Source organism: Flavobacterium sediminilitoris, assembly GCF_023008245.1.
Lineage (GTDB): Bacteria > Bacteroidota > Bacteroidia > Flavobacteriales > Flavobacteriaceae > Flavobacterium > Flavobacterium sediminilitoris.
In genome coordinates, this window is sequence record NZ_CP090145.1 from 2397336 (window position 1) to 2409777 (window position 12442).

Annotated in this window: 13 protein-coding genes; 4 read left to right on the forward strand and 9 right to left on the reverse strand. The window is 29.2% G+C overall.

Going from position 1 to position 12442, the window contains the following annotated elements; genetic code table 11:
• Positions 1-35 precede the first annotated feature (35 nt).
• From LXD69_RS10955 to LXD69_RS10970, 4 genes are all read right to left on the reverse strand, one after another.
• The gene (locus LXD69_RS10955; RefSeq protein WP_246915395.1) at positions 36-971 is read right to left on the reverse strand and encodes a methionyl-tRNA formyltransferase; all 936 of its coding nucleotides are present in this window, start codon (positions 969-971) and stop codon (positions 36-38) included.
• 1 nt (position 972) lies between these two features.
• Positions 973-2121 (reverse strand): ABC transporter substrate-binding protein, encoded by a 1149-nt coding sequence (locus LXD69_RS10960; RefSeq protein WP_246915397.1) that lies wholly within the window; start codon positions 2119-2121, stop codon positions 973-975.
• 68 nt (positions 2122-2189) lie between these two features.
• Positions 2190-2747, reverse strand: coding sequence for a phage tail protein (locus tag LXD69_RS10965; RefSeq protein WP_045968214.1), 558 nt, complete (start codon positions 2745-2747; stop codon positions 2190-2192).
• Positions 2748-2779: 32 nt separating this feature from the next.
• Entirely contained in the window at positions 2780-3337 is a 558-nt protein-coding gene (locus LXD69_RS10970; protein ID WP_246915399.1) for a phage tail protein, read from the reverse strand.
• Positions 3338-3560: 223 nt separating this feature from the next.
• Between LXD69_RS10970 and LXD69_RS10975 the strand changes: the two genes are divergently transcribed.
• The 4 genes from LXD69_RS10975 (at position 3561) to LXD69_RS10990 (ending at position 7394) form a co-directional block, all read left to right on the forward strand.
• The gene (locus LXD69_RS10975; RefSeq protein ID WP_045968218.1) at positions 3561-3890 is read left to right on the forward strand and encodes a hypothetical protein; all 330 of its coding nucleotides are present in this window, start codon (positions 3561-3563) and stop codon (positions 3888-3890) included.
• Between the two features lie 687 nt (positions 3891-4577).
• Positions 4578-5369: a sensor histidine kinase gene (locus LXD69_RS10980; RefSeq protein WP_045968220.1), complete on the forward strand. Its 792-nt coding sequence runs from the start codon at positions 4578-4580 to the stop codon at positions 5367-5369.
• A gap of 3 nt (positions 5370-5372) precedes the next feature.
• Complete coding sequence (locus LXD69_RS10985; RefSeq protein WP_045968222.1) at positions 5373-6053, forward strand: response regulator transcription factor; 681 nt, start codon at positions 5373-5375, stop codon at positions 6051-6053.
• Between the two features lie 147 nt (positions 6054-6200).
• A complete protein-coding gene (locus tag LXD69_RS10990; protein WP_394799756.1) occupies positions 6201-7394 on the forward strand; it encodes an asparagine synthetase B in 1194 nt (397 codons plus the stop codon).
• A gap of 632 nt (positions 7395-8026) precedes the next feature.
• Here the strand turns inward: LXD69_RS10990 and rlmF are convergent.
• The 5 genes from rlmF to thrS form a co-directional block, all read right to left on the reverse strand.
• The gene (rlmF, locus tag LXD69_RS10995; protein ID WP_246915401.1) at positions 8027-8986 is read right to left on the reverse strand and encodes a 23S rRNA (adenine(1618)-N(6))-methyltransferase RlmF; all 960 of its coding nucleotides are present in this window, start codon (positions 8984-8986) and stop codon (positions 8027-8029) included.
• Between the two features lie 119 nt (positions 8987-9105).
• The gene (gene rplT / locus LXD69_RS11000) at positions 9106-9450 is read right to left on the reverse strand and encodes a 50S ribosomal protein L20 (RefSeq protein WP_045968228.1); all 345 of its coding nucleotides are present in this window, start codon (positions 9448-9450) and stop codon (positions 9106-9108) included.
• Between the two features lie 114 nt (positions 9451-9564).
• Positions 9565-9762: a 50S ribosomal protein L35 gene (rpmI, locus tag LXD69_RS11005; protein WP_045968229.1), complete on the reverse strand. Its 198-nt coding sequence runs from the start codon at positions 9760-9762 to the stop codon at positions 9565-9567.
• A gap of 71 nt (positions 9763-9833) precedes the next feature.
• Entirely contained in the window at positions 9834-10385 is a 552-nt protein-coding gene (infC, locus tag LXD69_RS11010) for a translation initiation factor IF-3 (RefSeq protein WP_200894138.1), read from the reverse strand.
• 29 nt (positions 10386-10414) lie between these two features.
• On the reverse strand, positions 10415-12355 hold the full coding sequence (thrS, locus tag LXD69_RS11015) for a threonine--tRNA ligase (RefSeq protein WP_246915403.1): 1941 nt from the start codon (positions 12353-12355) through the stop codon (positions 10415-10417).
• Between the last annotated feature and the right edge of the window lie 87 nt (positions 12356-12442).

A 12442-nucleotide genomic window follows, 5' to 3' on the forward strand; every position in this document is an offset into this window, starting at 1 on the left:
TCTTTTTATTGTTAATTTTTATACAAATATACTATTTAATTAAATGCTAAATTTATTAAATTCAATTTTGTATGTAATTGTTTTACAGTTTGTATGCCCTCTTGAGTTTGTATTATTGTAGCACTTATATGTAGATTATCTGAGGTAGCAATATGAATCTCATTTTCATCAATAATACTTACAATTGTACCAGGAAAGATATTGTGGTGTGGTTTATTAATTATTTTTGCATCTATTATTTTTGCTGGTTGTCCTAAAAAAGTAGTGTCAGCACCTCCATTCCAAGGATTACAAGCATGTATTAAAGCTACAATTTCATCTGCATCCATTTTTTTCCAATTAATATAAGTATCAGATAGAGTAGGTTTTTCATAGTAATAGGCCAGCTCTTCATCTTGAATAATACTAGGAATAGAATTAGCATATTGTAGCATATTAGCCATATTTAGGGTTACTTGGGCTATTCTATTACTTAATTTTACAGTTAAGCTACCATATGTTTCAGCTTCATTGATGTTAACGGGATCATTAAAGATAATATTTCCTTCATCAAAATTAGAATTCATAAAATGAGCACAAATGGCAGTTTGTTTTTCTTGATTTTTTAGGACATCAAAAATAGGCATCACACCTCTGTATTGTGGTAATGGTCCTGGGTGAAAATTGATAAATTTTTTAGTTCCGTACGCTAGTACATCGTCAGGAATTAAGAATGGAAAAGAAATGGAAAAAATATAGTCTGGTTTAATCTCATTAATCCAATCTTTCATGTTTTTCATTTTTGATTTATTAGGAAAATGATTGAATTTTATTTGATTATTAGCACATTCATTTTCTAATGCATCAACAATGTTATCAGAGCCTTTTCCAATAGCTACAGCATATAGAAATTTTTCAAAAGCTAACAATTGTAAAGCTGGAAAAGCAAATCTACCACCACATAATAATACTATTTTTACATTTTTTTCCATATTATATACAAGTATAACTATTATACCAAGCCGAGTTTATATTTTCTAATTCAAAAGAAGCTAGTTTTTCAAATTCTTCTTTATAATTAGGAATGCTTTTCTCTATTTCAATCTCACAAAAACCGTTTTTTTTAATAAGTTTAGCTTCAAATAAAGGACTTAAAGTTGTATTTGTTTTAACGTCAAACGAAATAGTACCTCTTGGACTATCAAATTCAAACTTTTTTAATTCAGTAGAAATTTCAACTAGGTTGTTTTTATGAATGTCTAATAAGTCAATTATTTTATCTACTATTGAAACACTTTCCCAACTTATTAGTGAAAACATATTTGGTTTTCTTCCAGAAGTTTCTAAGGTTTCAATAAAGGTTTTATTCTCTTGATTATTTATTTTTTTTGACCAAGAAATAATTCCTTTCACATTATTACTAGGAAAAACAGCTTCTTCCAGCGTTGATTCTTCCATACCAAAAGGAGTTAAATAAATAGGAATATTATCATTTTTAAAATATTTTTCAATTTCTTTAAAATACCACTGTACAAAATCACCACTAAAAAGTGATAAAAGAGCGGTATTAGGATAAGTATTCAGATGAGATTGTAAAGGTTCCATACTGAAATCTTCTGTTTTATAACCTGTAGCATGATTAAAAACAATTTTTCCATTAAAATCTTCAAAACTTTTACTGATGCTATAGGTATGCAAATAACCACCATCATAATAACCTGTTATTAAAGCTCCTTCATTAAATCCATCATTTACAGCTTTTTGAGCAGTAAGTCTTGCACCTAATGCATTGTGTAAAGAATGGTAAAAAATATTCGGACAAGAAGGCCATTCATTTGGTAAATTAGCACCAGCATCCAATACTACAAGTATTTTGTTAGCCGCCAAGAATAATGGTCTTAATAATTCCGCTGTTCTATGGCCAATGTAGGCTACAACTATGCTAACATTTTCTTCTAATAACAATTTTTCAGCTGCTCGATAACATTGTTGCTTATCAGCACCAAAACCAATATTCTCTGTTATGATTTTATACTCTTTATTTTTAAAGTTTTCTAAACCTGATTTTAGCCCTTGAAAAATATCAAAGCTAATGGTTTCATAATAAGTGGATCTTGGTAGAAGGAGTCCAATTTTTTGCATTTTGTTATTATATTTACAAAGGAAACATCATTATGATGTTTCCTTTATTTTTTAAATTTATATTTGAATTAATTCCTACTTGGAAAAATTCCTACAGTAGCAATAGAATAATTAATAGTCAGATAAGGATTCATAATGCTTAAAGGAATATTTGAACCTGTTGGATCTGTAGAACCAGTCACTTGAGTTCCTCCTGTAAATACTCCTGGGGAAGCTCCATTTCCGCTATAGATAGGGTTGTTAGTCGTAGCAGGAAAATTTCCATCAGGTGAAATTTCATCAGCATTTCCCGAAGAAGCTTTTAACAGAACATGAACATTGTTCAATGTATGAATATGAGCGGGTAAATTTGTAGAGAGTAATGTTACTGTTGTGTTACCGCTTTTTTGTCCTATATTGTAATTTGGTAATCCTGGTCCTTGACCTTGTCCAATTGGCATTCTTCCTTGTAAATCGGGAAGTGCAAAAGTCGTTTGCCCATTACCTCCGTAGGTTGTTCCGATTAATGAGAATAATGCTGTGTTTTGAGCAATTGAAAGGATTTGACCCTGACAAGTCATGTATCCTCTTGGCGGAAAGTAAAAGCCAAAAATTTTGATTTCTCCTATGAAAGGTTCTGTTGACATGATTTTATATTTTTTAAAGGTTATTAATTTAATTAATTGCGACTTGGGAAGATCCCATAAATTGCAATGGAGTAATTAATCGTTAAGTAAGGATTCGTTATATTTATTGGAATATTTGATCCAGTTATATCTGTTGTCCCTGTGACTTGCGTTCCTCCAGTAAATACACCAGAAGTTGCACCATTACTACTATAAATAGGACTATTAGCTGTAGCAAGAAAATTTCCATCAGGTGAAATTTCATCAGCATTTCCCGAAGAAGCTTGTAACTTAACTTGCATTGAATTTAATGTATGCACGTGTTGAGGAATATTCGATGTTAAAAGAGTTACATTGGTTGTACCCGCAAGTTGTCCCATATTATAATTAGGTAGTCCAGGACCTTGTCCTTGTCCTATTGGCATACGTCCTCTAAGATCAGGTAATGCAAAAGTAGTTTGTCCATTGCCACCATAAGTAGTCCCTAATAGTGAAAATAAAGCAGTATTTTGAGCAATTGACATTATTTGACCACTACATAGCTGGTAACTCACTGGAGCAAAATTGAATCCGAAAATCTTAATCTCTCCAATAAAAGGTTCTGTTGACATATTTTAAAAATTTAATGGTTAGTATTATTTTCTACTAAGTTAATTAAAAATATACTAAGTTAACACTTACTAAAATTATCTATCTTTTAATTATTTGCTAAATTATTACATATCCAATAAATCTATACCCGTAAAAATACCTGTTTTTTGGTTTAGATGCTTTATGAATGAATTTTAATATTAAATTTGTGATAATAATTTAACAAATTAAAACGTATTATTTATGAAAAATGATAACTCAATTCCATTGACAACAGCTCAAGGATGGGCTAAAACATGGGTGAATTCTCAACCTGCAGGAGCAGTTAAAGCTCATTTAATTCCTATGGAAGATTTTGTTGCTTTGAGCAAAGAAGAAGGAGTAGAAAATATTCGTGCCTACATAGGTATTGATGAAAATGGAGTAAATAAATTAATGCTTGTGGGTGTTAATGCAAAAGGTCTTGATATGGTTAATGAAGAAATAGGGGAGAGAGTTTATGATTTCACGGCTCCATGTCCTACAACGTGTGATCCTTCAAGTCCTTTATTTATAGTAAAAGAGAAAGAATAAAGGTTTTTAAAATTATTTATAGAAATGAAAAGTGTTGTTTAAAAATAAGTAAAATTATGACGGATTTTTTTTTATTTGTAGGATACTTTTTATTACTAATAAATTTTTTTTTATTCCTTAGAGGCTTTTCTAATCAAGGAAAGGCCTTTAAAATTTTTACAATTTATTTATTTGGTATTTTTGTTATACAAATAACAGCTTATGTATTTAAGATAGAAAGAATTAATAATCTCTTTATATCTCATTTCTATTTTATATTTCAACTCATAATCATAAGCCTATTCTATCATAATCTTTTGAAAGAAAAATATCAGCGAAAAATTATTCAAATAAGTTTTTTGCTTTGTATAGTTTCATTGCTTATCCTATATTTAGTAAATCCTTCATTGTTTTTTGAATTTAATTTATTTGAAGTTTTTATAACCTCTTTCTTATTGATTATTTATTCTACTTTTCATTTATATAATCAGCTCGATAGTAAAAGAGAATATTATTATATAAATTTAGGCATATTAATATATCTTTTTGGAAGTACAATATTGTTTTTAGTAGGGAACTTAATGTTAAGTTTTAAAACAGAATTGAATAAAATTACATGGAACCTAAATGCATGTTTATATATAGTTTACCAATTATTTATTTTATATGAATGGAAAATAAGTTTTTCTAAAAATAAAAAACAACAGAATGAATTCTGAATTAATACATCAAAATGATATAATAAATATCATAATTTACACTTTCACAGCTTTTTTATTAATGGCTTTGGTATTAATTTTATTTTTCTATTTCTCAAGAAAAAAAATTGTACAACAAGAAGTAGAAAAGAAAAATTTAGAAATAGCACATCAAAAAGAATTGTTGCATTCTATAATTATCACACAAGAAGAAGAAAGAAAAAGAATAGCGCAAGATTTACATGATGATATTAGTTCAAAACTTAATATAGTGTCAATTAATAGTCATTTATTAAAAACACCAGGTTTAACATTTGATGAGTCTTCTGAAATTTCTACAAATATTTTTAATCTGACTAAAAAAGCCTTGGATAATTCAAGACGAATAGCACATGATTTGTTGCCTCCTGTTTTAGAAAAATTTGGATTACATGCAGGAATAGAAGAATTATGTGTTGAGTATAATAGTAATAAACTAATAAATGCAAGCTTTACAAGTTTTACAGAATTAGATAAAATTAATTCAGATAAGCAATTAAACGTATTTAGAATCTTACAAGAATTAATGAATAATTCATTAAAACATGGAAAAGCTAAAAATATAACGATTATCTTTGAAAGTAATTCTAACCTGATTACATGTAAGTATAATGATGATGGTATTGGTTTTGACATGAATGATGTGAAAAATCAGAAAGGATTAGGAATGAAAAATATTGAAAGTAGAATAAGCTTTCTCAATGGAGAATTAAAAATAATTTCAAGTGAAAAAAAAGGAATGCAAGTAATATTTAGTTTTTAGGTTATGGAAAAAATAAAAATAATATTAGCAGATGATGAAATTTTATTTCGAAAAGGGATAGCATTTATGCTTCAAAGAGAGCAAAATATTCAAATTATATTTGAAGCCTCAAATGGAAGCGAATTAACCTCTTATTTGTCAGAAAGCAGTATTCATCCTGATATTATTTTGATGGATTTAAAAATGCCTTTATTAAATGGAGTAGAAGCAACAAAAATAATTCATGAAACATATCCAGATATAAAGATTATTGCATTAACAAGTTATAACACAAGATCATTTATTGCAAATATGATACATGTAGGAGCATCCTCTTATTTAGTGAAAAATGCAACACCTGCAGAAATGCTAGAAACGATAAATGAAGTTTTTAAAAAAGGATTTTATTATAGCGAGTGTGTATTAGAAGTTATAAATGACGGAATAGCTATAAAAGATTATAGAATTAAAAGTTATTTTGATGATGATTATTTAACATCTAGAGAAAAAGAAATTTTAGAATTAATATGTCAACAATATAGCACAAGCGAAATTGCAGAAAAATTATTTATTAGTCCAAGAACTGTTGATGGACATAGAAATAATTTATTATTAAAAACCGAATCAAAGAACATTGCTGGATTAGTAGTTTATGCGATTCAAAACAAAGTTATTCCAATAAAAAATATTTTGAAAAGGATATAATTTTTTTAGATATAGAATGTTAAAGATATAGCGCTTTAAACCTAATTTCATACCTTTGAATAAAAAGCTATTACTTTGAAAAAACATATATACATACTTCTTTTATTGTTTTCTTTTTCTAGTTATGCTTCCTTTATCTTATTACCAATGGAAGCAGAAGGACAACAAAATCATTTGAAAGCTTATGGAATAACCTATTGGGCGTTAGAAAAAAACTATAAAGTAAGTTGGTTATTAAATTACAGAGGTGGTTCTTTTCTTCTACCAGATGATAATGCCATTAGAAGAGAATGCCAAATTAGAGGAGTTACATTTGAAGTTTTGTCAGACGGAAATGCTAATACTATTTTAGAAGAAATAAGTAGTCCTTCACAAAATATGGAAACTGTAGTTTTGGAAAAAGCACCCAAAATTGCTGTTTATACACCTAAAGGAAAACAACCTTGGGATGATGCCGTTACTATGGTATTGACCTATGCAGAAATTCCATACACAGAGATTTATGATGAAGAAGTATTATCCGATCAATTACTTTTATACGATTGGTTGCATTTACATCATGAAGATTTTACAGGTCAATATGGGAAATTCTTTGGAAGTTATAGAAATGCACCTTGGTACATAGAACAAAAAAAAGAAGCCGAAAATTTAGCTAAAAAATTAGGATACAATAAAGTCTCAGAAGAAAAAAGAGCAGTTGCCTTAAAAATTAGAGATTATGTAATTGGAGGTGGATTTATGTTCGCGATGTGTTCCGCTACTGATAGTTTTGATATTGCATTAGCAGCAGATGGAGTAGATATATGCGAACCTATGTTTGATGGAGATCCAAGTGAAGCAAATTATCAAACAAAAATAGATTATAATAATTCTTTAGCTTTTAAAGATTTTATCCTTGAACGAAAACCAGATAAATACGAGTTTTCAGATATTGATACTACAGACGATAGAGTTAACAAAAAAGTACCTTTCGAACAAGACTATTTTACATTGATGGATTTTTCTGCGAAATGGGATCCAATTCCTACCATGTTATGTCAAAACCACACACAGTTAGTAAAAGGGTTTATGGGACAAACAACAGCTTTCGAAGGAGATAGAATAAAAAGTAATGTACTAAGGTTAGGAGAAAATAAAATAAACGGAGAAGCAAGATATATTCATGGAACAAAAGGAAAAGGAATGTTTACATTTTATGGCGGACATGATCCTGAAGACTATCAGCATTTTGTAGGCGATTCTCCAACAGTTCTAGATTTACACCCAAATTCTCCAGGATATCGATTAATTTTAAATAATGTTTTGTTCCCTGCGGCTAGAAAGAAAAAGCAGAAAACATAATACGAAGTATTTTCTTTTTTTTAAATAATGACTTAATAAATGATAGAGAAAAATTGATTTATTATAATAAATTAGAAGAAGCCATTATTCATAAAAAATAAATTAAAAATCTTCATTGAGCTAAATATTACAATTGGAAAGTAGCATTTTTTACAGAATATTTTCACATTTAAACGTTACTCTTTTGTCTGCAAATAAATCTCTAAGCCTAGCAAAGCTTATAATGATAAAGACGATATATTTTATTCTCTTTGGAATTTACAACTAAGTATAACGAACTAAAAAACAAAATAGTAAATAAGATTTTATATAATTATTAGTTTATTATTTTTCACTATTTTAATTACGGTATTAGAGGGCTATTTTTTGGAGCAATCTAAACAATCCAATAAAAAAAATTAACATTTATTGGAACAAAAAAATCTTTACTAAGTGAAGTCAATCATTGTATTAATAACAATCTTCAATTAGTTATTATCCTAATTTCAAATCAACTGAATAAACTTACTGTAAATAAAATAAAGAAGTAAACAAATTTCAAAAGAAATGTTTGCTTTATATAAAAAAGACCAGTACTGCTACTAGTCTTTTCTGTTTGTATATGAGTTCTACTAAAAGAGCTTTTCTTATTATTAGTCCCAATTTATAACGGCCCAATTTTCTTGTTGTTGAGTTGTTAAAAAACTCCAAGCTATAAAGCGACTAATTTTGTTCCCTTGCTCCATATCAATAGTCTTAACTTCAACTGCACCTACTTTTTTTAAATGATTATAGAAAGGTTTTAGATTCTCTTTTTTAGAAACCAATGAAGTAAACCACATACATTGTTTTTTGAAATGGGCACTTTCATAAATCAAATTAGTAATAAAAGTAAGTTCACCACCTTCTGTCCACAATTCGTTATTTTGACCACTAAAATTTAAAATAGGTTTTCCTTCATTAGCTTTGCCAAGATTACGTAATTTTCTCTGAGAACCTTTTGTAGCTTCTTGTCTTGAACTATGGAAAGGAGGATTACAAATAGTAAAATCAAAGCGTTCATTCTCTAAAATACAATTTTTAAGAATATTTCGTTTATTTTGTTGAATTCGAATACTAATATCTTTATTCAGTTGCTCATTATTTTCAATAATTTTAGCACAAGCTTTTAAAGAAGGTACATCAGTTTCCGTTCCAATAAATTTCCACTGGTATTCTTTATTACCAATAATGGGGTAAATACAATTTGCTCCAATTCCAATATCTAATCCTTTAATATGATTCCCTTTTGGAATTTTATTATTGTTTGAAGTAGCTAATAAATCAGCTATATAATGAACATAATCAGCTCTACCAGGAATAGGAGGACAAAGATTTGTTTTTGGAATATCCCAGAATGTTACATCATAAAAATGAAGCAACAATGTTTTATTCAGTGCTTTTACAGCTTCAGGGTTTGCAAAATCGATAGTCTCATTGCCATATTTATTGGTTAAGACATGATTTTTCAATTTAGGATTAGTTTCGATTAATGATGCAAAATCATATCCGTTTATATGCTTATTTCTAGGATGTAGATTTTTTTTAATTGGAATGTTATTTTCTTTTTTCAAAATGATGATTTAATTTTTCAAAATTACGCATTTATAAATTGAAAATGATAAAAATAAAAATCCCAACCAAAAAATGGTTGGGATTTAATATATAAGTAAGATAAACTGTGGTTAGACGTTTATTTAATTTTATTAACGATAGCTGAAAAAGCTTCTGGGTGATTCATTGCTAAATCAGCAAGTACCTTACGGTTTAACTCAATGTTGTTAGCTTTTATTTTACCCATAAATTGAGAATAACTCATTCCATGTAATCTTGCACCAGCGTTAATACGCATAATCCATAAAGCACGGAAATTTCTCTTTTTTTGCTTTCTATCACGGTATGCATAAGTCATCGCTTTTTCTACCGCGTTTTTCGCTACTGTCCAAACGTTTTTACGTCTTCCAAAGAATCCTTTGGCTTGTTTTAATATTCTTTTTCTTCTAGCTCTTGAAGCTACTCTGTTTTTTGCTCTTGGCATAACTTTAAATGTTTTTTGTAGTAAGGCGACTTTTCAGTTCTTCTATTATTTTGAGTTTTAATTTCAAAAAAAGCCCACTCCAGGGTTATTAATTAATTTTAACCAAACAATCAATTAAATTAAATTTAATTGTTGTTTAATGCTTTTCTCATCTGTTTTGTGAACCAAAGTAGAGTGAGTTAAAGCTAATTTACGCTTTTTAGATTTTTTTGTCAAAATGTGACTCTTAAAAGCGTGCTTTCTTTTGATTTTTCCAGAACCAGTAACTTTAAATCGTTTCTTAGCGCTAGACTTCGTTTTCATTTTAGGCATTTTCTTCCTGTATTTAATTTATTCTTACTTATATTATTTGTAAAAAAGAGCTACAAAGCAAAACACTTTATTTATTTTACCTTTTTCTTAGAAGCAAGGTACATTATCATACGCTTCCCTTCTAATACAGGTAACTGTTCTACTTTTCCGTATTCTTCTAATTCTTGTGCTAATCGCAACAAAAGAATTTGTCCTTGTTCCTTATATATAATGGAACGACCTTTAAAGAATACAAACGCTTTTAGTTTTGCTCCATCTTGAAGAAACTTAATAGCATTTTTCTTTTTGAATTCATAATCATGCTCATCGGTTTGAGGTCCAAAACGGATCTCTTTTATAACCACTTGAGATGATTTTGCTTTTAGCATTTTCTCTCGTTTCTTTTGTTCATAAAGAAACTTACCATAATCCATCAATTTACAAACAGGTGGTTCTGCATTTGGAGATATTTCTACCAAGTCTACTTCTTGCTCTTCTGCAAAACGTAGTGCTTCACCTATTTTGTAAATACCTGGTTCAATGTTTTCACCTACTAAACGTACTTCAGGAACACGAATTAAATTGTTAATCCTGTGTGCTGCTTTTTTTTCTTCGCGAGGCTTATAACCTCTGTTGTTTCTAATTGCTATGGCTTTAAAAATTTAAGTTAAACTTAGAATTGTTTTAATGTTTTATTTATTTCTTCTTGTATTAATGCTGCAAAAGCATCAATTGACATTGTTTGGTTTGATTTTCCATCATCACCATGTTTTCTTACAGAAATTGTCCCGTTTTTCTCTTCTTCCTCACCTATAATAAGCATGAAAGGATATTTCTGAGTTTCCGCTTCACGAATTTTTTTACCAATAGTTTCGTTTCTATTATCTATTTGGGCGCGAATTTCGTGATTTTCTAGCAAAGAAAAAACTTTTTGAGCATAATTTTCATATTTCTCACTCAAAGACAAGATAATAGCTTGTTCTGGCATTAACCAAATCGGGAAATTTCCAGCTGTATGTTCTAGTAAAATGGCAATAAAACGTTCCATACTTCCAAAAGGAGCTCTGTGAATCATAACTGGACGATGTAATTCGTTATCGCTACCCTTATATGTAAGGTCAAAACGCTCAGGTAAATTGTAATCTACTTGAATTGTTCCAAGTTGCCAACTTCTTCCTAATGCGTCTTTTACCATGAAATCAAGTTTTGGTCCATAGAAAGCAGCTTCTCCTGATTCAATTACATAATTTAGCCCTTTGTCTTTTGCAGCACTTATAATTGCATTTTCTGCTTTTTCCCAATTTTCAACATTACCTATATATTTATCAGGATTGTCTAAATCTCTAACTGATACTTGAGCTGTGAAATTTTCAAACCCTAATGAACCAAATACATATAATACTAAATCAATAACATTTTTAAATTCAGCATCTAATTGATCGGGAGTACAAAAAATATGTGCATCATCTTGAGTAAATCCTCTTACACGTGTTAAACCATGTAATTCTCCACTTTGTTCATATCTATATACAGTTCCAAATTCAGCATAACGTTTAGGTAAATCTTTATATGACCAAGGTCTTGCATTATAAATTTCACAATGATGTGGGCAATTCATAGGTTTTAATAAAAATTCTTCTCCTTCTGCTGGAGTATGTATAGGTTGAAAACTATCAGCACCATATTTTGCATAGTGACCTGAAGTTACATATAATTCTTTTTGACCAATATGAGGTGTTACAACTTGTTCATAACCTGCTTTTTTTTGTGCTTTTTTCAAAAATTGCTCTAAACGATCACGTAATGCAGCACCTTTTGGTAACCATAACGGTAATCCTTGACCTACTCGTTGAGAGAAATGGAATAACTCCAATTCTTTTCCTAATTTTCTATGATCACGCTTTTTCGCTTCTTCTAATAATTGAAGGTATTCAGTTAGTTCTTTTTGTTTTGGAAATGAAATACCATATACACGAGTCAACTGTTTGTTTTTTTCGTTTCCTCTCCAGTAAGCACCTGCTACAGAAAGAATTTTCATAGCTTTAATTATTCCAGTATTTGGAATGTGTCCACCACGACATAAATCTGTAAAAGAAGAGTGATCGCAAAATGTAATTGTACCATCTTCTAAATTTTGAATTAACTCTGTTTTAAATTCATTGTCCTTATATAGAGCTAAAGCTTCTGCTTTTGTAACTGAACGCATTTTGAATTCATGCTTTTCTCTTGAAATTTCTAAAACACGATCTTCAATTTTTTTAAAATCAGCATCTGTTATTTTTTTATCTCCAAAATCTACGTCATAGTAAAACCCATTATCTATCGCAGGGCCAATAGTTAATTTTGAACCAGGATAGACCTCTTCTATCGCTTGAGCCATTACATGGGAAGTTGAATGCCAAAATGCTTTTTTACCTTCTGGATTATTCCAAGTATATAATATAAGAGAACCATCGGTGGTTAATGGGGTAGTGGTTTCAATTGTTGTACCATTAAAGGAAGCTGAAATCACATTTCTAGCTAAACCTTCACTAATGCTTAATGCCACATCCATTGGAGTTGTATGTTGTGCAAACTCCTTAACCGAACCGTCAGGTAAAGTAATTTTTATCATCTCTTAATTTTTATTGAGTTGCAAATATAATACAATAGAGAAATACATACAATATATATAGGTATAGATATTTCAAATAATTGAATA

Bases quoted from the DNA above. Each gene is read 5' to 3' on its own strand.
- LXD69_RS10955 (WP_246915395.1), bottom strand. From the start codon at position 971: ATGGAAAAAAATGTAAAAATAGTATTATTATGTGGTGGTAGATTTGCT.
- LXD69_RS10960 (WP_246915397.1), bottom strand. From the start codon at position 2,121: ATGCAAAAAATTGGACTCCTTCTACCAAGATCCACTTATTATGAAACC.
- LXD69_RS10965 (WP_045968214.1), bottom strand. From the start codon at position 2,747: ATGTCAACAGAACCTTTCATAGGAGAAATCAAAATTTTTGGCTTTTAC.
- LXD69_RS10970 (WP_246915399.1), bottom strand. From the start codon at position 3,337: ATGTCAACAGAACCTTTTATTGGAGAGATTAAGATTTTCGGATTCAAT.
- LXD69_RS10975 (WP_045968218.1), top strand. From the start codon at position 3,561: ATGAAAAATGATAACTCAATTCCATTGACAACAGCTCAAGGATGGGCT.
- LXD69_RS10980 (WP_045968220.1), top strand. From the start codon at position 4,578: ATGAATTCTGAATTAATACATCAAAATGATATAATAAATATCATAATT.
- LXD69_RS10985 (WP_045968222.1), top strand. From the start codon at position 5,373: ATGGAAAAAATAAAAATAATATTAGCAGATGATGAAATTTTATTTCGA.
- LXD69_RS10990 (WP_394799756.1), top strand. From the start codon at position 6,201: ATGGAAGCAGAAGGACAACAAAATCATTTGAAAGCTTATGGAATAACC.
- rplT (WP_045968228.1), bottom strand. From the start codon at position 9,450: ATGCCAAGAGCAAAAAACAGAGTAGCTTCAAGAGCTAGAAGAAAAAGA.
- rpmI (WP_045968229.1), bottom strand. From the start codon at position 9,762: ATGCCTAAAATGAAAACGAAGTCTAGCGCTAAGAAACGATTTAAAGTT.
- thrS (WP_246915403.1), bottom strand. From the start codon at position 12,355: ATGATAAAAATTACTTTACCTGACGGTTCGGTTAAGGAGTTTGCACAA.